The following is a 22,549-nucleotide window of genomic DNA, read 5'->3' as shown; positions in this document are numbered from 1 at the left end:
CATGAGTGATCGCCCCTGGCCGACCCGTCTCAGCTTCAAGGCGTCAGACGGCGTGCTGGACATCGCCTATGACGATGGGGCGCGCTACGTCATCCCGTTCGAACTGCTGCGCGTGGAAAGCCCGTCCGCAGAAGTGCAAGGGCACAGTCCCGACCAGAAGAAGCTGGTGCCCGGCAAGTCAAATGTCCGGGTCACCGCCGCCGATACGGTGGGTCGCTATGCTGTCCGGCTGAGCTTTGACGACGGCCATGACAGCGGCATTTTCTCTTGGGACTATCTGCGCGAACTGGGCGAGAACAGCGACGCATTGCTGACCGCCTATAAAGACCGGCTGAAAGACGCAGGCCTGCCGCGCTAGGCGGCTGTGCCTTCTTCCGGCGCGCTCTGGGTTTCAGGCGGCGCCAGCTGCGCCAGCAATTGCTGCACCGCCAGCATTTTCTGCTCCCCGCCCGGCGACGCCGCCGCGACCCGGCCCTCATCGCTCTCCATCATGCGCACCGCACGCGCCTGCGCATCATAGCGGCACCGCCCTTCGGGCAGCACGCCCGTGGCTGCAAGCTTGAGCAGCGCTGCGGCACGGTCGAGCACAGGCGCATTCGAGCCCGCCACCCGGTCCATGACTTTGGTGGCGTCCAGAATCGCCAGCCCCAGCGTATCAAAGGACTCAACCAGTTCACGCTTGTCCGCTTTGGGAAAGCCGCCCTTCATGGCGCGCGCCTGAAGATGGGTCACTTGTGACAGACGTTCGAGCGGCTGGCCCGCCCCGCGCAGGAAGAAATTCACCGTGGTGTTCGCCTGAACCTTGCCGCGGATATAGCTGGCGAGTTTCTTCTTGTTCTCTTCGCCCACCAGATGGTCTTCCATCGCGAACAGGCGCTCGATCTGATCCACCGGCGTGTGGGCGCCCGACAGGGCTTCCTCGATGGCGTCCGGCTGCAACAGCCGCGCCGAGCGGTGTGTGAACGCCTCCACAAGCGCATCGGGATTGAGGTTGAGATTCTGCCCGGCTGAAACGATCAGCCGTTGGGCGAGTTTCCGCGCCAGTTCGATCTCCGCCATCACAGAACGAGGGCGGAACCGTTTGGGCGCGCGCAGTTTTTCCAGGATTTGCTGGGCCAGCTCGTCGTGAGCAGCGGGCAAGGAAGCCTGCTTGATCTGGGTGGCGAGCCGACGCGCGGTTTCCGGCGCCCGGCTGAGATCAGGACTGTCAGGCGCGCCTTCATAAATCCCCGTGAGGCGCAAAACCTCGTCGCCCAGATCCACCGTATCGCCCAGAACCCGGCGCAGAGCGGAATCAAAGGACAGGATTTCAGCCATGAAGGCGTCTGTGTGCGTCGCCGCCAGGGCCCGCGCCTGAGCGTCCTCAGGCAGGTCATCATGCATGTCGAGCAGATGACGGACCTTCTCGCCCATGTCATAGGATTCAGACAGTTGATCCGCGATGGCGCGGCGCATCTGTTTTTCCGGCGCAGATTTGCCGGCCACCAGGATGGCGGTTTCTGCAAAGGATTTGCCGCGAGGCGGCTTTCCGCCCGCTTTGGCTTCCTTGCGAGATTGCTCGATGCCGCGCTGGACCAGTTCGGTGATCAAACGCACATAGGCATGCACCGATGCGTCGCTGTTTTGCGCCCGCGCGATCGCCACTTTCTGAATGGCGTGCTGCAGATCGGTGTCTGATCCGTCCAGCTGTTCGATAAGGTCAGGCCGATGCAGCAACTCCATCGGGCAAACCTGAGAGCGCTCAAGCCAGTCTGATAACGCCCGGCGCAACGTATCGCGCGCCGCAGGCCCTGACAGGTCATCCGGCGTCAGGCACGGAATGCTCGCTTCGGCCGGCTTTTCGTCGCCCGCATATTTTTCCGGGCCGACTTCAAAGATCGAACCGCCCCGAAAGCCGCCTGATTCCGCATCCCAGACTTCACGCACCACGCGGATCGACCCGCTGGAGTGATTGGACTGCAGCTTCTTGGCCAGCCCCATGGCCGCATTACGATCCTTCAGCGCCTCGACCAAGGTCCAGGACGCTTTGACGTTTTTCTTCAGAAAGACCTCGTAATGGACGTCTTCGTGCGCCATTTCCGCCTCATTCCCCAGCAGTTTCGGACAGTAATGCACTACCGGCCTTAACCCTAGGTAACCATGTCTTTGCTTGATCTTGCGCAGCAAATAGTATGAAGCGCTATAGACATCGGTTTGACCGAGAGAAGACAGGATACGAACGATGGCGACCATCGCCCTTGTGGACGACGACGAAAACATCCTCACCTCCGTTTCCATGTTCCTGGAAAACGAGGGTTATGACGTGCGCACCTTCACCGACGGCGCCGAGGCGCTGCCGCATCTGACCGAAACGCCGCCCGACCTGGCGATCTTCGACATCAAGATGCCGCGCATGGACGGTCTGGAGCTGCTGCGCCGCGTGCGTCAGTCCTCCAACCTGCCGGTCATATTCCTGACCTCCAAGGATGGTGAGTTCGATGAAGCGCTGGGCCTTGATCTTGGCGCGGACGACTACATCGCCAAGCCCTTCTCCCACCAGCTGCTGGCGCGCCGGATCAAGGCCGTGCTGCGCCGCGCCCAAGCTGACCCTGCCGGCTCGGAGGATGGCGAGACCGGAGAGCACAAGGTCATCGAACGCGGCCAGTTGCTGCTCGACCCCAATCGGCACACCTGCACCTGGGCTGGAAAGCCTGTGCGTCTGACGGTGACGGAATTTCTGATCCTGCATGCGCTGGCCAACCGGCCCGGCTTCGTGAAAAGCCGCGACAGCCTGATGGATGCGGCCTATGACGATCAGGTCTATGTGGACGATCGCACCATCGACAGCCACATCAAGCGCATCCGCAAGAAGTTCCGCGACGTGGACGACACATTCGACAGCATCGAGACCCTGTATGGCGTCGGCTACCGTTATAAGGAGGCTTAAGGTCGCGCGCCGCGCCGCCCTGCGCCTGTCCTCCCAGCTCAAACCGCTCCTGCTGTCACGCCTGGGCGCCACCATCATCCTGACCAATCTGTTGGCGCTGAGCGTCGTGATCGGCGGCATGTTCGCCATCACTGAGAACAGGCGCGGACTGGTGGAGGCCAAGGTGGATTCACTGTCCGCCCAGGCTGAAATCATCGCCAACATCATCACCGAGACCGCAGTCTACGGCGATGCGCCCGGCCCGGAGATGGATCGCGATGCGGCCCGCGAAGTGCTGAGGCGCTTGTCAGGGCTCTATGTGCCTGACGAAACGCGCGCGCTGCTGCACGCGCCGGGGCCCGTGCGCATTGCGGATTCCGATCTGATCGCAGGTGATGTGGACCAGATCGAACTGCCGCCGATCACTGACCAGTCAGAAACGCCGCTCTCCCAGGTTCAGGGTTTCACCCGCTCTGCACTGGAGCAAATCGGCCAGATGTTCCTGTCCCCACAGGATCGGGCGGCTCTGGATCGCACTCTGGCTGATGAGGTGCGCGAGGCCTTCCAGACCGGTGAGGCGCAATCGGGCGTGCGCCGCGACCCTGACGGCGGGCGCGTGGTGTCAGTGACCATTCCCATCCAGCTCATTCAGGCGGTCGTCGGCACCGTCACCTATGAATCCTATGACCTGGACGCACTGATCGCCCAGGAGCGCGCCGCCATTCTGCCCTATGTGCTGGTGGCGGCGGCTGTGTCCCTGGTGATGGCGCTGGTGCTGACCGTGCAGATCGCCTGGCCGGTGCGGCGCCTGGCGGAGGCGGCGCGCGAAGTGCGTCTGGCCGGCGGACGGCGCGTGCCGCTGCCTGACATGAAAGGCCGCCGCGACGAGATCGGGGATATGGGGCGCGCGTTCACCCAGATGACTAATGCGCTTTATGACCGGTTGGACGCGATCGAAGCCTTCGCAGCGGATGTGTCGCACGAGATCAAGAACCCGCTGACCTCGATCCGCTCCGCCTCTGAAATCCTGCCGCTCGCCAAGGATGACGCCAAACGCGCCCGACTGATCGACGTGATCCAGCACGATGTAAAGCGTCTCGACCGGCTCATCACTGACATTTCAAACGCCTCGCGACTGGACGCCGAGCTGGCGCGTGAAGACCTCGAGACGATTGATCTCGTGGTCTTGCTCAATGATCTCGCCAGCTTGCAGAACGATCCCGACGCCGATGCGCCGCGCGTGAGCGTCAGTCACGACAATGATCGACACTGGGTGCGCGGGCATGAACATCCGCTCAGCCGCGTCTTCATCAATCTGATCGAGAACGCCGTCACGTTCTCACCCGCCCAGAGCGTTGTGAAAATCACTATCGAACGCGGTCCGGGACAAACCCATCAGGTTCGCGTCGAGGATGACGGCCCTGGCATTCCCGAAGACAACCGTGAAGCCATTTTTGACCGGTTCTACACCCAGCGACCGAAAGGCGCGGCCTTTGGGGCGCATTCCGGGCTGGGCCTCGCCATCGCGCGCCAGATCGTGACCGCGCATGGCGGACAGATCGAAGCTGCAAACCGGCTCGATGATCAGGGCACGGTCCTGGGCGCCTGTTTCACGGTGACCCTGCCCGCCTATATTCGATAAGCATGTGTGGCGCGAAAACGGCGCCTGTCATCCTCGTGCAGCAGACTGTTGCACGTACGTCGCACAGGGCTTTCGCCCGACGCAAAACCGGGTTTACATGGGCGGGATACTTTTACGTCTGAGGACCAGTCTCACACCATGATCGGCATTGTCGTCGTCACTCACGGCCGTCTCGCTGACGAACTTGTCGCCGCCACTGAACATGTGGTCGGCCCGCTTGAAGCCTGCAGCGCCATATCCATCGGTCCCGATGATGATATGGAGCGCCGCCGCGATGACATCCGCGAGGCGGTGGAAAAAGCGGATCAGGGCGATGGCGTGATCATCCTCACCGACATGTTTGGCGGCACGCCGTCAAACCTGTCCATCTCGCTCCTGGAAAAAGGACGGGTCGAAGTCATCGCCGGCGCCAATCTGCCCATGCTGATCAAACTGGCTGAGGCGCGCTCCCGGTTGAGCATGAACGCGCTGGCGGAAAGCGCCAGTGAAGCGGGCAAACGTTATATCGCCGTCGCCTCCCAGATCCTGGACGGCGCGGCGTGACCACAGAGCGCACGGTCACAATCTGCAATCAGCGTGGCCTGCATGCGCGGGCCTCCGCGAAGTTCGTCGCAGAAGCCGCCCGCTATGACGCCGACATCAGCGTCTCGCGCGACCATGAACAGGTTAGCGCGGATTCCATCATGGAATTGCTGATGCTCGCCGCCGGGCCGGGCGTCCAAATCACCATCAAGGCCGACGGGGATGACGCCGCAGAGGCGGTCGACGCGCTCAGCGCTCTGGTCGAATGCGGCTTTGATGAAAACGACTAGGTCGATCATGCGCGCATGAAAAACGCCGCCGGGAAATCCCGGCGGCGTTTTTCGTTGTGTATCAGAGGCTGCGCCCCGTCAGGCGTCTTCATCCTCTTGCGACCGGCTGGGCGCGGGCGGCGCCGGCGGAGCGGGCGGCACGACCGGATTGGAAAACAGCGACAGCACCCGGCTGGTCAGTGGCGCGCTTGGCCGCAGCTCGCGCGTTTCACGCGTGGTGGGCTGCGCAGGCGCCAAGCCGTCGCCTTCGCTGTCTTCAGCCGAAGGCATGGGCGGCGGCGACGGCAGCACAATGGCGCGCGCGGCATAGCGCGGATCATTTTTCATCCGCTCGGCTTCTTCAGCCTCCAGCCCGGCGAGCTCCGGCTCAGCTTCCGGCGCGTCACCGGCTTCATCGACGGCGGGGTCCTCCGCTGCAAGAGACAGCGCAGGCTCGAGGTCTTCATCCGCTTGAGCGGTCAGGGCGTCAGCCTCAGCGTCGTTGTCGCTGGGCGTTTCAAGTTCAGCCTCGACGTCATCCGCTTCTTCTGGCGCAGCGTCGCCTGTTTCTGCGTCCGGCTCCGCAACGACGACAGAGGTGTCGACAGAGGCGTCGGCGACGATCTCTTCATCGACCGTCCCCGCCTCTTTCTCAGCTGGCGGCTCAGCCTCAACCAGGGCGGGTTCGACCTCATCCTGATCCGAACTGATGACTTCAGCTTCGGTTTCGGCGTGAACTTCAGGTTCAGCGGCGACTTCAGGCTCGACCTCAGCGTCTTCGGAGACGGCCGAGGCGTCCTCCACATGTTCAGCGTCAGCGCTCGCTTCATCAGCGCCCGGCTCAACCGGCTCAGAGGGCGCCGCGGCTTCTGCGTCTGTCGGCGTTTCCTCGGCAGGCAATATGTCAGCCGACGCGTCCGCTTCGGCGACGGCGACATCCGCGTCATCAGACAGATCCGCCACCGCCTCGTCAGCCGTCTCCATCTGGGCTTCGTCAGCTTGGGTTTCGTCAGTCTGGGGCTCGTCTGCGCTTTCGCTGAGCGCGGCGCTGACCGGGGCCGCGACGGCCGCCATCGACGCATCATCTTCGGTCGTGTCTTCGGCGGTCTCTTCAGGCGTCTCGGCTTCAGTCTCAGGTGCATCCGTGCGCGCAATGGTCTCCTCGGGCGCATGACGCTGCAGGTGATCGGCGAGCAGGGCGATGCGTCGCTCCAGACGCGCTGCATCGCGAATACGATTGATCAAGCCGCCGACAACGAAGAGCACGGCGGAGAGCCCGTAGGCGATGACGGCATCGCCCGGCGCATCGGTGACGCCGCCAAGCCCCAATGCGGCGGCGGCGACCAATCCTACAAACAAAGGCGCCCACAGCAGACGCCAGGATCGCGTGGCGAACACCACCAGCGCAGCCAGACCGGACAGGGCGTAAAACACGATCAGATCGGCTTGTTCCGCCATGGACGGGACGCTTTGCGCAATCAATGCGCTGACTGGACTGACAGTTTGCGAGAAACTCCAATTGCCCAGATCGGGCAAGGCGCTGAGCGCCAGAGCGAAAATGTTGAAGGACGGCGCAGCGCCGAACAGGGACGGGTCCACTTCAACGAGGAAGGTGCGCAGATACGGCCAGACCATCACCAGAGAGGCGAGCGCGAACAGAAGAACGGTGAGGAACCAGTTGACGTTGCGGGCGACGCCGGCGCGCGACAGCATGGCGCTGGCGCCAGGATGGGTGCGCGACCACCCCTGACGGGTGTGATTGACCACGGCGACCGGACGCGAACGACGGGACGGGCCCGTCTGCATGCGCAGGACGGAGGCCTGGTCGCCGGCTTCGAGCGCGAAATCGCGGTCCGTCACGCGCACGGTATGTTTGGCGCCGTCATAATCGGTCAGGCTGTGCTCATCGGCGCGTGCGCGCGGATCCGCTCCGCTCACCTCACCGGCGGCGGCGTAGAAATCCAGCGTCTTGCGTCCAAAATCCTGGCTCGCATAAGCGGTAGGCAAGTTCGCCATTTCAACAGTCCCCTCAGTCCGTCGCACAGGTCCGCCGCCCCTCGGCGTCTCCTGCGGCCATGCCGCACGAACCCTTATCACGGGTCCCGAGCAAAAAGCTTACCACAAAGTTTATACAGATTTAGGACCATTTTAAGAAATGGCGCGTTTTTCCCAGCCTTTTACGATGAACACGCCAGATGGTTTGCCCGTTTTGGCACGCGTGTTAAGAGGTGCGCTGTCTCAAATGGAACCATCAGGCTCTGACCTGATCGAAGTCAAAAACAAGGCGCCTTCCCATGACCCTGCTCAATGCCGCCAACACCGGTGACGACCGCTATGTCAAAGACCTTTCGCTGGCTCGTTGGGGCCGGCTGGAAATTGAGATGGCCGAAATTGAAATGCCCGGCCTGATGGCCCTGCGCGAAGAGTACAAAGGCAAAAAGCCTTTGGCCGGCGCGCGCATCGCAGGGTCGCTGCACATGACCATCCAGACCGCGGTGCTGATTGAAACCCTGGTCGAGCTGGGCGCGGATGTGCGCTGGGCGTCGTGCAACATCTTCTCCACCCAGGACCACGCCGCCGCCGCCATCGCAGAGCGCGGCATTCCGGTGTTCGCCTATAAGGGTGAAACGCTGGAAGAGTACTGGGAATACGCCGACGCCATTTTCCATTGGCCGAACGGCGAAACCGCCAACATGATTCTCGATGATGGCGGCGACGCCACCATGTACCTGCAGCTGGGCGAAAAAGCCGAAGCTGACCCGAACTTCCTGGGCGAGCCGAAGTCTGAAGAAGAATCCTTCCTCTTCCAGACCATCCGCAATCGCATCAAGATGTCCCCGGGTTGGTTCGCCAAAGCCAAGGCCGCCATCAAGGGCGTGTCTGAAGAAACCACCACGGGCGTGATGCGCCTGTATCAGCTGGCCAAGAAGGGCGAGCTGGCCTTCCCGGCGATCAACGTCAACGACTCCGTGACCAAGTCGAAATTCGACAACCGGTATGGCTGCCGTGAAAGCCTGGTGGACGCCATCCGCCGCGGCACCGATTTGATGATGGCCGGCAAGACCGCCGTCGTCTGCGGTTATGGTGATGTGGGCAAAGGCTCCGCTGAATCCCTGCGCAACGCCGGCGCTCGCGTGTCTGTCACCGAGATCGACCCGATCTGCGCCCTGCAAGCGTCCATGGACGGTTTCGCCGTGGTTCGTCTCGAAGACGTGATCGACAATATCGACATCGTCGTCACCGCCACCGGCAACAAGGACGTCGTCACCGTCGACCATATGCGCACCATGAAGCACATGGCGATCGTGTGTAATATCGGTCACTTCGACAACGAGATTCAGGTCGAGGCGCTGAAGAACTTCCAGTGGACCAACGTCAAGCCGCAGGTCGATCTGGTCGAATTCCCCGACGGCAACAAGATCATCCTGCTGTCCGAAGGCCGCCTGGTGAATCTGGGCAACGCCAACGGTCACCCCAGCTTCGTGATGTCCGCCAGCTTCACCAACCAGGTGCTGGCCCAGATCGAGCTGTGGACCCGCGGCGATCAGTACGAGAACCAAGTCTACATCCTGCCCAAGCATCTCGATGAAAAAGTCGCCGCCCTGCACCTGGACAAGCTGGGCGCCAATCTCAGCGTGCTGTCCACCGAGCAGGCCGAGTATATCGGCGTCGAGCAGAAAGGCCCGTTCAAGGCCGAGCACTATCGCTACTAGGCGCTAGTTACTCCTAAAGACGAGAAGCCCCGTCGGAGCGATCCGGCGGGGTTTTTCATGCCTCGACCTTGCCCTTCCCGCCGTCCCGTCACACTGTGCGCGCCATGCGCCAAATCCTGCCTCCGATCTGTCTCGCCCTGCCGCTTGTGCTGAGCGCCTGTGTCTCGCCAGAGGCGCTCAATCCGATTGCCGATCCGCGGTCCCAGCCCTTCATCGCCACCTCCGACATGCCCGTCCCGCCCAATGTGGAGCGGGCGGCGAGTTCGGATCAGTGCGCGGGCGAGCCCCTGCGGGCCATCGACGCCGGCCTGCCCGAGTATCCGGCGCGGGGCTGGTCGCGCGGGCTGCAAGGCTGGTCGATTGTGCAGTTTGACGTGGTGCAAGCGGGCGAGACTGAAAATGTCACCGTCGCCCGCGGCGTGCCCGGCGGCAGCTTTGACCGTGAAGCCCGACGCGCTGTGGAGACCTGGCGGTTTGCGCCCCTCAGCGAAGGCGCGCATTTGATTGGATGCGTGGTCCTGTTTGAATTCACCCAAGGTGAAGTGCGGATTCGCTGAATCTGATTAGTTTAGCAAGTATTGAACTTTAAGCCTTTATTCACCTTGTCCACAACGTAACCCGGACAAAACCGGTTCGGGATTCCACCCCCCATCGCGTCTCAATTCACCTTCCGGTAAGATGTGATTCGCACGTGTGCGCGTTTTCAGCGGGATGGCGCACCAGGCAATTGGGGATATGGCGCGACATGACCGCAGCCGAACCGGTACAACTGGCCACTCTCATCGTCACAGGCGGCTCCGTCGCCTTCGCCCTGGCGTCCTCGGTCTGGGCCTACAGGCTGACCGCCGGCGCCCGCAAAGCCCGCAAGCTCTGGCGCGACCGGATCCTGGCCGCAGAAGACCGCGCCGAACGCAATGACAGCCTGTTCGCCGCCCATCCGGGCGTGGTGGTGGTCTGGGACGGCGCGCCGCAAGCTGACGCCGAGCACTGGTCCGCGCCCAGGCTGTACGGCTCTCCCGCCGCGCTCGCCTCGCTGCTGCAATTTGCAGAGCTGAGCCAGTCTGGTGGTCCGAACGGCCAGATCGCGACCGATATCCTCGACAGCATTTCCGACTTCACCGCGCGCACGGCCAATGGCGACACCACGAGCTTCCGCGATCGCGCCCGCGCCCTGATGTCGGACGGCGCGCCGTTCTCGTTGACCATTTCCGGCCCGTCTGGACGGCAAATCCAGGTCGACGGCCGCCCGGCCGGGCGCCAGCTGGTGATCTGGCTGACCGACACCGCCTTGCGCCAGGCCGAAAACGCCGCGCAGAGCCCGGACGCCATCGGCCATGACGATCCCATCGGCTTCATGGACATGATGGGCCGCAACCCCGTTCCCGCCTGGCGCCTGGATGAAAAAGGCCGACTGACCTGGGTGAACGCCGCCTATGTCAAAGCGGTTGAGGCCAGGGATGTGGCCGAAGTGATCGAACGGCAGGTGCTTCTTGAGCCCAGCTTGGGCGATCAGGCGCGTGATGTGCTCAACGCCGTGGAAACCCGCACCAGCGCCCGCGGCGTGGTTCTGGCGGGTCAACGCCGGGTGATGTCGGTGACCAGCTATCCTGTGCAAGGCGGCGTGGCGGGCTTCGCCGTGGATGTCACTGATGGCGAAGAGGCGAAAGCCGCTCTGAACCGGTTCCGCGAAGCGCATGATCTGACGCTGAACCATATGACCGAGGCGGTCGCGATCTTTGACCGCGCCAAGAAGCTGGTCTTTTACAATCAGGCCTTCAGCCAGATGTTCAATGTGGAAGAAGCCTTCCTCAATGACCGCCCGGCTCATGGCGTATTGCTGGACCGCTTGCGCGAGAAACGCCGCCTGCCCGAACAGGCCGATTACAGCCAATGGCGCACCGCCGAGCTGGCTCGCTATGAAGCCGCGCCGGGCTCGGAAGCCGAGCCCGATGAGCTTTGGGCTTTGCCGGACGGTCGCACCCTGCGCGTGGCGCGCCAGCGTCACCCCATGGGCGGCCTGCTGGTAATCTTTGAAGACATGACCGACCAGCTGTCGCTGCAGGCGCGCTACAACACCCAGATCAAGGTGCAACGCGCCACGCTGGACAAGCTGCATGAAGCGGTTGCGGTGTTCGGCTCCGACGGGCGTCTGAAGCTGCGCAACGCCGCCTTTGAAACGCTGTGGAAGCTCGACCCCGATACGCTGGACGGCGTGCATTTCGATGATGTGGTCACCGCTTGCCAGCCGCTGTACGATAATGGCGAGGCCTGGGGGCAGCTCAAGGCGCGCATCACCGATCCCAGCCCGGAATCGCGCAAGGCGATGACGGGCGAAATTCGCCGCGCCGACAATTCTGTCCTGACCTGGCTGACCCGTCCGCTGCCCGATGGCGCGACCGTCATCGCCTGGGACGACATCACCGACAGCCGCCGCATTGAATCCGCCTTGCGCGATCGCGCCGAAGCGCTGGAAGCCTCAGAGCGCATCAAGACCGAGTTCGTCGAACATGTGAGCTATCAGCTGCGCACGCCGCTCACCACGATCCACGGTTATGCCGACCTTCTGGCGGGCGGGTTTGCAGGCGATCTGTCGGATCGACAGAAAGAGCATATGGGCGCGATCCAGACCGCGTCTGGCCAGCTGGGCAAGCTGATCGACGATATTCTGGACATCGCCGCCATCGACGCGGGCCAGCTGGAGCTTGAGCTGGGAGATGTGAATCTGCACGCCCTGGCCGAAGAATCCTCCGAACTCATCGCCTCGCGCGCCGAGCATTCGGGCATCAAGCTGTCGCTGAACGCCGACGAAGACGCCTCTCTGGTCCGCGCGGACGCCAAACGCCTCAAGCAGGTCTTCTACAACCTGCTGACGAACGCCATGGATCACGTCAATCCCGGCGGCGCGGTGGAAGTGGGCGCAGACGTCACCGGCGAGGATGTCTCCATCTGGGTGGCCGATGACGGCGTCGGCATCGCGCCTGACCGTCAGGCGAAGATCTTTGAGCGCTTTGAACGCGGTGATGGCGGCGGCGCAGGCCTGGGTCTGGCGCTGGTCAACGACATCATCCGGCTGCATGGCGGCTGGGTGGAGCTAGAAAGCGAGCCGGGCGAAGGCACGCGCGTGACCTGTCACCTGCCCCGGATCACCAGTTCCGAGACAGCCCCCGAGCTCGACCTGCCCGGCCGTCATTCGCTCAGCGCGGAATAAGCCGGGCGGGCGTCAGGCGCCCGCCGAGACAGGCTCCGCCTGATCGCCTTTCAAGCCCAGATCAGACAACAGGGACGCATCCGTGTTCTCGTCCGGGTTCGGCGTGGTCAGAAGCTCCTCACCGACAAAGATCGAGCCGGCGCCCGCCAGGAAACACAGCGCCTGAAGCTCGCGTGACATGGTTTCACGGCCCGCCGACAGGCGCACCACGCTTTTGGGCATGATGATCCGGGCCGTCGCGATGGCGCGGACAAAATCGAGCCCGTCGAGCGGCTGGGAGCCTGACAGCGGCGTCCCGTCCACATCCACCAGATGATTGACCGGCACGCTTTCAGGATGAACCGGCAAGCTCGCCAGCTCCGCCAGAAGCCCGATCCGGTCATCCTTGCTTTCACCCATGCCGATAATGCCGCCGCAGCACGTCTTCATGCCCGCAGCGCGCACCTTGGACAGAGTGTCGATCCGGTCATCCCAGGTGCGGGTGGTGATGATCTGCTTGTAGTATTCAGGCGAGGTGTCGAGATTGTGATTGTAATAATCAAGCCCTGCTGCCGCCAGGCGCTCCGCCTGTCCGTCGCCCAGCATCCCGAGCGTCATGCAGGTCTCAAGCCCCATCGCTTTCACACGGCGGATCATGTCGTGGATTTTCGGCTCGTCGCGTTCTTTGAGTTCGCGCCAGGCCGCGCCCATGCAAAACCGGGTGGCGCCTTGATCTTTGGCTTCTTGCGCCTTTTTCTCGACCTCTTCGGGATCCATCAACTTGGACGCCTTAAGACCGGTGTCGAAATGGGCGGACTGATTGCAATAGCCGCAATCTTCCGCGCAGCCGCCGGTCTTGATCGACAGCAGGCGCGATTTCTGGACCGTATTGGCGCGATGCCCAAGACGGTGCAGGCTTTGCGCGGCGAAGATCAGGTCATTGAACGGAGCGTCATGGATGGCCGCGACCTCGGCGCGCGTCCAGTCATGACGCGGGACGGCCAATTGGTCGAGATCGTTGAGAAGTTGGGACATGAGCGCCTCTGGACCTGTACAAAACGACCGCGACTGTAAGAAGCCCGCCTCCAGGCTGCAAGCCATGGAACTCAGTGTTTTGCAGGCAAGACTGGCCTTGCTGATCACCAGCGTCGCGGTTTTCGGGCTGGCGCTTTTACCTGCACACTTTGAGAGCCCCACCCTGTTCGGGGAGGACAAGCTCAAGCATATGGGCGCGTTCCTGGTGCTCACCCTTCTGGCGCGGGCAAGCTGGCCGGCCTGGCCATTATGGCGGCTGGCGCTCGGCCTTACCGCTTTCGGCGTCGCAATCGAACTGGCGCAAGGGCTGAGCGGTTGGGGCCGCACGGCGTCCCTCGCAGACCTTGTTGCGGACCTGATCGGGATCGGTCTGGGCTTTGTATGGCTCTGGGGCGTCCGCAAGGTGCGCGCAAAGAAACACGCATCCGCCGCGTAACCTGCTTTCCGAATACGGCGAAAGAAAACCCCCGGCGCGATGCGCCGGGGGTTCGGGTCCGTCGGATAAAACGATCAACCGATGATCGATTCGCCGCGTTTGACCTTCTCGTCAGCTTCGCGCGCCATGGTGGCCACGACGCCTGACAACAGAAGGATGGAAACGAGGTTCGGGAACGCCATCGACGCGTTCGCAATATCGCCGAAGCGCCACAAGGTGACGGTGTCCACCACCAGACAGCCGGCGAAGACAATCAGCACCCAGATATAGCGGATGAAGTTGTTGACCCAGTCGCCGAAAAGATAGCTGGCCGCCTGTTGAGCGTAATAGGACCAACCGATAATCGTGGTGAAAGCGAACAAGGCCAGAGCCACAGTGATCACGAACTGACCGCCAGGAATGGCGCTTGCGAAGGCCGCTGTCGTGATCGCGGAGGAGTTCAGCGTCGATTGCCATGCGTAAGAGACGACGCCGCCGCCTTCCGCCGGATAAGAGCCCTCGGCCATCAAAATGACCAGCGCCGTCATGGTGCAGATCACGATGGTGTCGATGAAGACGCCGATCATCGCGATTTCACCTTGGGCCACCGGGCTCTTGGTCTGGGCCGCAGCATGCGCGATCGGGGCCGAGCCCTGACCAGCCTCGTTGGAGAACAGGCCGCGCGCCACGCCATAGCGCACCGCTTGCATCACGCCATAGCCAGCAGCGCCGCCGACGGCTTCATGCCAGCCGAAGGCGTGGCTGAAGATCAGTCCGAAGGCTTCAAAAACATGCTCGATGTTGATGATGATAACCACGAAGGCCACGGCCACATAAAAGAGCGCCATGAACGGCACGACCTTGCCGGCCACAGAGCCGATGGACTTGATACCGCCCACGATAACCAGGAAAACCAGCGCCGCCAGAACCAGGCCCACGCCCCAGGTCGGGATGGCGAAGTTCAGCTCGTTACCGGTCTGGATCACGGATTCGGTGATCGAGTTCGCCTGAATCATGCCGCCCGTCGCAACCGCGGAGATCAGGGTGCCGATGCAGAACAGCATGGCCAGCCAGCCAAACCAGCCGCCAAAACCCGCGCGGCCTTTGTTCAGGCCGTTCTTGATGTAGAACATCGGACCGCCATGGATCCGGCCGTCAGGGTGGGTCTCACGGTATTTCACCGCCAGGCTGGATTCCGCAAAGGCGCAGGCCATGCCCAGCAGCGCGGTGATCCACATCCAGAAGATCGCGCCAGGGCCGCCTAGCGAGATGGCGGTCGCAACACCCGCAAGGTTACCGGTGCCCACCTGGCCCGACAACGCCGTTGAAAGCGCCTGCCAAGGGGTGATGTCGCCCGCTTCGCCTTGGGATTTACGACCCGCCCACAACTCTTTTACAGCGGGTACGAACCGTCGGACCGGACGTCCGCCCAGCCGCACCATGTAGTAAAGCCCAGTGCCCAGCAGGACGACTGCCAGGAAGCCCAGAGGCAGCACTTGCGCATCGCCCCAGGTACCGCCCCAGATGAAATTGGAGACGTTATTGATAAGGCCATCAAGGCCAGAAAAAAGATCGCCCACGCCGCTCCCCTTGCGTTGGTTGTGTGTAATCGTTGCGGCGGACTTTAATCGTCTTAATCAAAAGTACAAAGTGCGCAGGCGCCATCGTTATTATGTTTATGCAAAACCGACTTTGTCTGTCCAAACGGGTCCTGTCGCCACGCCGCCGCGCCATCTAGCCGCCCTCGGCGGATTACTGAGCAGGTCAGGCGAGCCGCCGATCCAGAAAATCCACAAACCGGCCTTCAGTCTCCCGGGTCGCCTGAGCGTCATACCGAAGCGTTGAGTCCGGGTGGTGGTCGGGCTCGTCAAACGCATGTGTCACCCCGCCCAGAACAGACCAGCTGATCGGCGCGCCATGCTGACGCGCGCGCATGAACACGACCGAGGCGTCCGCCTCGCTGGCCATGGAATCGCGTTCCACCAGAACTGATTCAACCGGAATGGATGGGAGCCAGTCATTGCGGACCGCCAAAGACGGCCCGCTGACATAGGGATAGACGAGAAACGCGCCCCTCACGCCCGCAAACGGGTGGTCGGGCGCATCCGCCAGCCCATCAGGCGGGCGCTTCATCTGCGCCAGCGTCAGCGCGTCCAGAAGCGTCCAGCCGCCATGGCTCCAGCCCGCCAGCGCCAGATGCTGCGGGTCGATCTTTTGATCGCGGCGCACAAGCTCCAGCGCGGCGTAGACATCAGCAGCCCGTTCACGCCCCCAGAGCCTGTGCCCCGTGCAGACCTGGGCCAGCGCCTCTTCATACGAGATGTTTCGGGCCCGGAGGCTGTCCACAATCACGGCCGCCACGCCGGACTTCACCGCCAGCGCGGCGTAATTTTCGGTCACCTGACGCACGCCGCCGCAACCGTGAAACAACAACACCGCTGGAAACGGGCCATCGCCGGGCGGATAGGACACCCGCACATAGGGCTCGAGAAAGGCGACATGGTCGGCGAAGGGCTTGCGCGCGAGATGTTGCCCGCGCAAGCGCCGGTACAAAGACCAGGCGATGTGCAGCGAAAACGCCAGAACACCGGCGCCGACGACCGCCAGAACCCAGATCAGCTTGTCCATGAAGGCTCGCCCCTGATGATCATGATACAAGACCTAAGACCATCAGAGGCGAACGCCAAGATCACAGCGTCAATCGCGCTTAGTGACGGAAGTGACGCATCCCGGTGAAGACCATCGCCAGACCGGCTTCATCAGCGGCGGCGATCACTTCTTCATCCCGCACAGACCCGCCCGGCTGGATGATGCAGCGCGCGCCGGCCTTGGCTGCTTCCAGCAAACCGTCAGGGAAGGGGAAGAAGGCGTCTGAGGCGCAGGCGGAGTTCGTCGTGCGCGGCTCGTCCCAGCCATTTTCCTTGGCGGCGTCCTCGGCCTTGCGAGCGGCGAGACGCACCGCCTCGACGCGGGAGGTCTGGCCCATGCCGACGCCGGCGGTCGTTCCGCCTTTGGCGAAGACGATGGCGTTGGACTTCACATGTTTGACCACGCGCCAGGCGAACAGCATGTCCGCCAGCTCTTCTTCGGTGGGCGCGCGTTTGGTGACCACTTTCAGGTCTTCAGCCAGCACATGGCCGGTGTCACGTTCCTGCACCAACAGACCGCCGGCCACCGCCTTTGTGGTCCAGCCCGGCTGGGTGGGGTCGGCCAGTGCGCCGGTCAGAAGAACGCGCACGTTTTTCTTGGAGGACAGGATATCCAGCGCGGCTTCGTCGGCGTCCGGCGCGATCACGACCTCGGTGAAGATCTTGGTGATCGCATCCGCCGTCTTGGCGTCGAGCGTGCGGTTGAAGGCGGCGATGCCGCCGAAGGCTGAAATCGGGTCGCCTGCGAACGCGCGCTCATAAGCGGTCGCCAGATCATCCGCCGCTGCTGCGCCGCACGGATTGGCGTGCTTGATGATCACGGCTGCGGCGCGCTCTTCGGGATCAAACTCGCTGACCAGCTCGAACGCCGCGTCGGCGTCGGCGATATTGTTGTAAGACAGCGCCTTGCCCTGAATCTGGCGCGCAGAGACGACGCCCGGACGCTGCTCGGGCGCCTGATAGAGCGCCGCATCCTGATGCGGGTTTTCGCCATAGCGCAGTTTTTCAAGCCGCGGGCCGCCAATCGTGAACCAGCTATGGGCGGGTTTTTCCACTTCCGGCTCGAACCGTGCGGCGATCGCGCTGTCATAAGCGGCGGTGCGGGCGAAGGCCTTGCCCGCCAGATGCCGTCGCATGGCCAGGGTCGTCTGGCCGTGATGTTCGGCCATCACCTCGAGCACCTTGTCGAGATCTCGCATATCCGTGCAGACCGCCACATGATTGTGGTTCTTGGCCGCAGCGCGGATCATCGCCGGACCGCCCACATCAATCTTCTGGATGCAGGCGTCGATATCGGCTCCCGAGCGTGCGGTTTCTTCAAACGGATAAAGATTGACCACCAGCAGATCGATTTGAGGAATGCCATGCTCGGCCATCGCCGCCAGGTCGTCCTCATTGTCCCGGCGCGCCAGCAAGCCGCCATGAATGCGCGGATGCAGGGTTTTCACCCGACCGTCCATCATTTCAGGATATTCGGTGACGCTGGAAACGTCGCGCGCGTCCAGGCCGGCGTCGCGCAGCGCCTGCAAGGTGCCGCCCGTGGACAACAGCTCGACCCCGGCGTCAGCCAGCTTGGCGGCGCGCTCGGCGAGACCGGTCTTGTCGGAAACAGAAATCAGAGCCCGCTTGAGCGGGGCGAGGCCAGAAGCATCCATGGAAACGTCCTCCCATTCGGCGCTCTTCAATCTACGCCAGGAACGAAGACGGCCCCATTATCACGCGTCACGCGCGGCGGGAAGCGTCTGACTGATCGCCGCGACACCCTCTGGCCAGCCGGCTTCAATCACCAGATTTAGCCGGTTACGCACCTGATCGTCATCGCGGCGTTGCGCCGCGGCGATCAATTGCTCCAGTGCGGAGTCCACGCGCGTCAGATCCAGATCCGGCGTTTCTATGCGCATCACCCCCGGCGGGCCGGCAGGAGAAACGCTCTCAAAGGCGTGGGTCAGCGCTTCGTGCAGCTTTTCACCGGGACGCAAACCGGTGAACACGATCTTCACATCGCGCTCAGGCTCCAGCCCACGCAACCGGATCAATTGCCGCGCCAACCGTGAAATCAGCACAGGCTCGCCCATATCGAGCAAGAAGATATCGCCGCCCGACAATCCGACCGCGCCCGCCTGGGCGCCCGCTTCCAGAACCAGGCCTGCGGCTTCCTCAACGGTCATGAAATACCGCGTGGTGTCGCTGTCGGTGACAGTGACGGGCCCGCCTTCGGCGATCTGGCGCTCAAACAACGGCACCACCGAGCCCGCCGAACCCAGCACATTGCCAAAACGCACAGAGGCGAGCTTCATGGGCTCGACCTTGTCGGCGGCGGCGGCCAGATACAGCTCCACCGCGCGCTTGCTGGCGCCCATGATCGAACTGGGGTCCACCGCCTTGTCAGTTGAGATCGAGACCACAGCCTCGACGCCGGCTTCAGCAGCGGATTCCACCACATTGCGGGTGCCCATCAGATTGGTGCGGACAGTCTCAGAGACATTGCCCTCCATCAGCGGCACATGCTTGAGCGCGGCGGCGTGCAGCACCACTTCGGGGCGCTCCTCGGCCATCAACACATCAAGGCCCTTGCGGTCCTTGATGTCGCCCAGAACCGAGCGCCAGCTGGGGGCGTCCTTCAAGGTCTGCAAGACCATGTCGATTTCGTAGAGATTGGGTTCAGCGGAATCGAGCAAGATCAGACGCTCCGGCCCCAGAGCCGCCGCCTGCCGCACCAGTTCGGACCCGATCGTACCGCCTGCGCCGGTGACCAGAACCCGTTTGCCCGCAATCAACCGTCGCGCGCCATCGCGCGACAGCGCGCGGGGCGGGCGGGCCAGAAGGTCTGACGCCTCAACCGAGGTGAACCCCCGCGCGCCATTGCCGCCCCGGGCGCGGCTCAACTGAACACCCGTGCGTCCCGCAACGCGCGCCACTTCATTGACCAAGGTCGCATCAGGCATCGGATCAGCCAGCACGATGCGCACCGCGCCATCCCCCGCCAGACGCTTCACCCGCAACACGGCGCGCGTCAGCTTGTCCGGCCCGCCCTCGATGGGGATTCCATACAGCGCCCGACCGCCCGCCTGGCCTTCGGTTTCCACCAGCGCCCGGAAGCGGAAGCTCGGACCTGATGCGCGGCGCAAATGCGCCTTGAGAACATCCGCCAGATGTTCGCGTGCGCCGACGAGCACCGCCATGGGGGCGCTTTCATCGCCGCGCTGGACCAGCGACCGCAAATCGCCCGACCGCCAGGCCGCCGCCGCCACCCGCGGCGCGACCAGTAAAAAGACCAAGAGGGGTGCGGACAGCGCGAAGGTTGAGCGCGGAAAATCCTCCAGCCGGTTCATCACGAAGAACACTGGCAGGAAGATCAGATGTGACAGCAGGACCGCCTGAATGATCGGCAACAGGTCCGGCATGGACATGTGTCGCCACAGACCCTTGTGTACGCCGAGCCCCAGGAAGACAGCAGCGCTGATCGGGGCGAACACGGCCGTCGCCAGATATTCCAGCGCGCCCGGCGGTTCATTGTACTGAAAAAAATGATACCGGATCACGAGGCTGGCGAACATGGCGCCTGCAGCGGCCAGCGTATCATAGAGCAGCACCAGGCTGGTGGTCAGCGCTACGCCCTTCATCGCGGACGGCGACTGGACCGCCCCTTCGGGTTTATCGCTCATATCGCCGGCTCCCCCCTGCGACAGCGAATTCGATCTGTGATCCGCCCGTCATGTCTAACCCGCCGCCCCCACGCGACCCAAACGCTGAAACGCCCATCTGACCCGGTTGGGAGGGCGTTCGCCGCCGCCATAAGGCTCGGCTTCGCCCGAAACGACGAGCTGGGTCGAACGTTCGGGCTTCCCCCCTGCCGCCAGATAGACAGACCGCTCCAGACGCACCGGGCCGCCATCGGTCCGGAACCGCCATCCATCACCATTACCCGCAACCAGAAGTGCGCTCAAGGAATCCCTTGAAAGCGACGCGCGAACGCTGGGATGAAGATGAAAGCGGATGGAGAAGCGATAGCGCAGTTCGGGATTGTCCGGCGCCCCATCCTCTACAGGTCTGAACAGGCTGTCCTCACCGCGCAGATCCCCGCCGTCAGACGCCAGAAACAGGCGTCGACGCAGCGACAATCCGAACTCGCGCCGATAGCCCTCATGGCTGGCTTCCAGCCAGACGCCCAGGTCTTCTTCATTGCGCCGGGCCTTCACCGGCTCTGGTCCCGATGCGACGCGCGGCCCCAGCAGCGACCGCCGCCAGCCTTGCGCCAGAAGCCGCGTCGAGGAGGTTTCTTCCAGCGTCAGCACTGAATGCGCCGCCGTTGCGCGCACCGCCTCCCGCCAGGTGCGGGGCTGATCCTCTGACCAGCCGCAATTGACCACCAGCCGACCGCCCGGCGCGGCGAATTCAAACGCCAGCGCGCTCGCATGCACATCAGCGGAGTGCGGCCCAGTGGGCGGACCCGCAGAATCCATGATCAACACGGCGCCGCCCGCTTGCACGCGGTTAAACCCGCTGTGCGGCGCGACATTGAAGCCGCGCCCCTCGCCGCCGCCCACATGCTTGAGCGCGGTTTCAATGGCTCGGGAGTCGCCTTCATCGCCGCCATGAAACACGCACAATCCACCGCCCGGCAAACGGCAAAACCGGATGAAGGCCGCCGCCCGGTCCATGGCGCGATTAACCTCGGCCGACAAGGTGACGCCGCGTGCATCCGCCGCCTGATCCAGTACAACAAGGGCGATCAGAACATCTGCCGCCACGCGCGGATTGCGACTGGCGTGACCGCCATCAGGCAAGAGTTGCGCGGCCAGTTCATGGTCCAGCGCCGCCTGCGCCCGCGCTTGCAGCCCCGCTGGCATGTCCAGCGTCAGCACGGCCAGCCGCAAGGTGATCGCCGCAAAGAGCCGCGCCTTGTCCTGCGGCATCAAGGACAGACAACGCGACAGCCGCAGCGTCTGGCGAACCGCGGATCTGAGCCGCTTGGGCGTGTTCTCGTCGTCCGCGGAGAAGAGCGTTTCGCTCGCCATCATCCAGGCCCACAAACGCCCTTCGAGAATATGCGGCTCCCAGCTGAACCAGTTCCATTTGCCAAAACGCGTCAGCCAGTCATCCGCCAGCCGGCGCGCCATCAGCGGCGCTTCAGGGTCCTCGACCGCTAGAAGATCAGCGAGCCAGTCAAAGCGGTGCAGGCTTTCCGCGAAGCGTTTTGAGGGCGCCGTGCGATCCCAGACAGAGTCCTGTTCAGGGATTTCCACGATTTCACCGGCCAGGGCGAAACGGCCGCCCAGCAACGCCGCGCCATAAGCCTTGTCGCCTTTGACGAACGCGCGCGGAGGCTTGCTGAGGCTCTCGGGCGCACGCTGGTTCTGCGTCAGCATGCGGTACGGGGGCGCTGCATTGAGAAGGTCTGACAACTCCCGACGACCGCGCAACGCCAGGGCTGCGGCGAGTTCGCGGGTCTTGGCCTGGCGTTTCATCAAAGCCTCATGCGCCCCGCAAGGCGGCGATGTTCTTGGCGTAGGCGTCCGGACCGCCTTTAAAAACCGCCGACCCGGCGACCAGCGCGTCCGCGCCGGCGGCCAGGCATTGCTGCGCCGTTTGCGGGTTCACCCCGCCATCCACCTCAATCATCGTGTCCAGGCCGCGACGGTCAATGGTCTTGCGAAGCGTGTCGATCTTGCGCAGCTGGGAGCTGAGAAAGCTCTGCCCGCCAAAGCCGGGATTGACGCTCATGATCAAGACCAGGTCGAGCTCGTCCAGCACATAGTCGATGCAATCCAGTGACGTGCCGGGGTTCAGCGCCGCCCCAGCCTTCACACCGTGATTCTTGATCGATTGGACGGTGCGGTGAAAATGCGGCCCCGCTTCGGGATGCGCCGTGATCATGTCCGCGCCGGCGTCAACGAAATCAGCAATGTAGGCGTCCACTGGCGAGATCATCAAATGCACGTCGAAGGGCTTTTCAGACCAGGGCCGCAGGGCTTTCACCACCGCCGGGCCAATGGTCAGATTCGGCACGAAATGCCCATCCATCACATCAATATGGATCCAGTCGGCGCCGGCGGCGTCGACGGTTTTGACTTCCTCCCCCAAGCGGGCGAAATCAGCCGAGAGAATCGAAGGGGAAATAATCGCGGAATGGGCCATGCTGATTGCGTATCAGCGGCCCGCTTTTTGGGCAAGGCGTCCCGTCCGCTTTCGCTTTGATCGCGGCAGTTGTTT

Annotated in this window: 18 protein-coding genes; 9 read left to right on the top strand and 9 right to left on the bottom strand. The window is 63.2% G+C overall.

Annotated elements, in window-relative coordinates; translation table 11 throughout:
- Position 1: 1 nt before the first annotated feature.
- Positions 2-358 carry a gamma-butyrobetaine hydroxylase-like domain-containing protein gene (locus ACTIGF_RS07695; protein ID WP_439636302.1) on the top strand — a complete coding sequence of 119 codons (357 nt, stop codon included), beginning with the start codon at positions 2-4 and terminating at the stop codon, positions 356-358.
- Here the strand turns inward: ACTIGF_RS07695 and ACTIGF_RS07690 are convergent.
- On the bottom strand, positions 355-2,076 hold the full coding sequence (locus ACTIGF_RS07690) for a hypothetical protein (protein ID WP_439636301.1): 1,722 nt from the start codon (positions 2,074-2,076) through the stop codon (positions 355-357). The two genes, ACTIGF_RS07695 and ACTIGF_RS07690, sit on opposite strands and share 4 nt — an antisense overlap.
- Before the next feature lie 145 nt (positions 2,077-2,221).
- Between ACTIGF_RS07690 and ACTIGF_RS07685 the strand changes: the two genes are divergently transcribed.
- The 4 genes from ACTIGF_RS07685 (at position 2,222) to ACTIGF_RS07670 (ending at position 5,359) form a co-directional block, all read left to right on the top strand.
- Positions 2,222-2,926: a response regulator transcription factor gene (locus ACTIGF_RS07685; RefSeq protein WP_439636300.1), complete on the top strand. Its 705-nt coding sequence runs from the start codon at positions 2,222-2,224 to the stop codon at positions 2,924-2,926.
- A complete protein-coding gene (locus ACTIGF_RS07680) occupies positions 2,895-4,547 on the top strand; it encodes a stimulus-sensing domain-containing protein (protein WP_439636299.1) in 1,653 nt (550 codons plus the stop codon). Before ACTIGF_RS07685 ends, ACTIGF_RS07680 begins: the two co-directional genes overlap by 32 nt.
- A gap of 138 nt (positions 4,548-4,685) precedes the next feature.
- A complete protein-coding gene (locus ACTIGF_RS07675; RefSeq protein WP_439636298.1) occupies positions 4,686-5,090 on the top strand; it encodes a PTS sugar transporter subunit IIA in 405 nt (134 codons plus the stop codon).
- Positions 5,087-5,359, top strand: a complete 273-nt coding sequence (locus ACTIGF_RS07670; protein ID WP_022701092.1) for an HPr family phosphocarrier protein — start codon at positions 5,087-5,089, stop codon at positions 5,357-5,359. The genes ACTIGF_RS07675 and ACTIGF_RS07670 overlap by 4 nt, the downstream gene beginning before the upstream one ends.
- A gap of 78 nt (positions 5,360-5,437) precedes the next feature.
- On the opposite strand, the gene ACTIGF_RS07665 is transcribed toward ACTIGF_RS07670, so the two are convergent.
- Positions 5,438-7,354 (bottom strand): hypothetical protein, encoded by a 1,917-nt coding sequence (locus ACTIGF_RS07665; RefSeq protein ID WP_439636297.1) that lies wholly within the window; start codon positions 7,352-7,354, stop codon positions 5,438-5,440.
- A 278-nt stretch (positions 7,355-7,632) separates the two neighbouring features.
- Here ACTIGF_RS07665 and ahcY point away from each other — a divergent pair, with 278 nt between their 5' ends.
- The 3 genes from ahcY to ACTIGF_RS07650 all read left to right on the top strand — a co-directional run bounded on the left by ahcY (position 7,633) and on the right by ACTIGF_RS07650 (position 12,259).
- A complete protein-coding gene (ahcY, locus tag ACTIGF_RS07660) occupies positions 7,633-9,051 on the top strand; it encodes an adenosylhomocysteinase (protein WP_439636296.1) in 1,419 nt (472 codons plus the stop codon).
- A 104-nt stretch (positions 9,052-9,155) separates the two neighbouring features.
- Positions 9,156-9,608 (top strand): energy transducer TonB, encoded by a 453-nt coding sequence (locus ACTIGF_RS07655; protein ID WP_439636295.1) that lies wholly within the window; start codon positions 9,156-9,158, stop codon positions 9,606-9,608.
- A 188-nt stretch (positions 9,609-9,796) separates the two neighbouring features.
- Positions 9,797-12,259 carry an ATP-binding protein gene (locus ACTIGF_RS07650; protein ID WP_439636294.1) on the top strand — a complete coding sequence of 821 codons (2,463 nt, stop codon included), beginning with the start codon at positions 9,797-9,799 and terminating at the stop codon, positions 12,257-12,259.
- Between the two features lie 12 nt (positions 12,260-12,271).
- Here the strand turns inward: ACTIGF_RS07650 and bioB are convergent, their stop codons facing one another.
- A complete protein-coding gene (bioB, locus tag ACTIGF_RS07645) occupies positions 12,272-13,273 on the bottom strand; it encodes a biotin synthase BioB (RefSeq protein ID WP_439636293.1) in 1,002 nt (333 codons plus the stop codon).
- 64 nt (positions 13,274-13,337) lie between these two features.
- On the opposite strand from bioB, the gene ACTIGF_RS07640 reads away from it, so the two are divergent.
- Complete coding sequence (locus tag ACTIGF_RS07640) at positions 13,338-13,709, top strand: hypothetical protein (RefSeq protein WP_439636292.1); 372 nt, start codon at positions 13,338-13,340, stop codon at positions 13,707-13,709.
- 74 nt (positions 13,710-13,783) lie between these two features.
- On the opposite strand, the gene ACTIGF_RS07635 is transcribed toward ACTIGF_RS07640, so the two are convergent.
- The 6 genes from ACTIGF_RS07635 to rpe form a co-directional block, all read right to left on the bottom strand.
- A complete protein-coding gene (locus ACTIGF_RS07635; protein WP_439636291.1) occupies positions 13,784-15,268 on the bottom strand; it encodes an alanine/glycine:cation symporter family protein in 1,485 nt (494 codons plus the stop codon).
- A gap of 184 nt (positions 15,269-15,452) precedes the next feature.
- Entirely contained in the window at positions 15,453-16,316 is an 864-nt protein-coding gene (locus tag ACTIGF_RS07630) for a dienelactone hydrolase family protein (protein ID WP_439636290.1), read from the bottom strand.
- A gap of 79 nt (positions 16,317-16,395) precedes the next feature.
- The gene (gene purH, locus ACTIGF_RS07625) at positions 16,396-17,991 is read right to left on the bottom strand and encodes a bifunctional phosphoribosylaminoimidazolecarboxamide formyltransferase/IMP cyclohydrolase (protein WP_439636289.1); all 1,596 of its coding nucleotides are present in this window, start codon (positions 17,989-17,991) and stop codon (positions 16,396-16,398) included.
- A 60-nt stretch (positions 17,992-18,051) separates the two neighbouring features.
- Entirely contained in the window at positions 18,052-20,001 is a 1,950-nt protein-coding gene (locus ACTIGF_RS07620; protein WP_439636288.1) for a polysaccharide biosynthesis protein, read from the bottom strand.
- Between the two features lie 54 nt (positions 20,002-20,055).
- Positions 20,056-21,804, bottom strand: a complete 1,749-nt coding sequence (locus ACTIGF_RS07615; protein WP_439636287.1) for a heparinase II/III family protein — start codon at positions 21,802-21,804, stop codon at positions 20,056-20,058.
- 7 nt (positions 21,805-21,811) lie between these two features.
- On the bottom strand, positions 21,812-22,474 hold the full coding sequence (gene rpe / locus ACTIGF_RS07610; RefSeq protein ID WP_439636286.1) for a ribulose-phosphate 3-epimerase: 663 nt from the start codon (positions 22,472-22,474) through the stop codon (positions 21,812-21,814).
- Positions 22,475-22,549: the final 75 nt, after the last annotated feature.

This window comes from Oceanicaulis sp. (assembly GCF_051859625.1).
GTDB lineage: Bacteria > Pseudomonadota > Alphaproteobacteria > Caulobacterales > Maricaulaceae > Oceanicaulis.
Note: the sequence above shows the minus strand (reverse complement) of the source record. Positions and strands in the feature narration are given on the sequence as shown.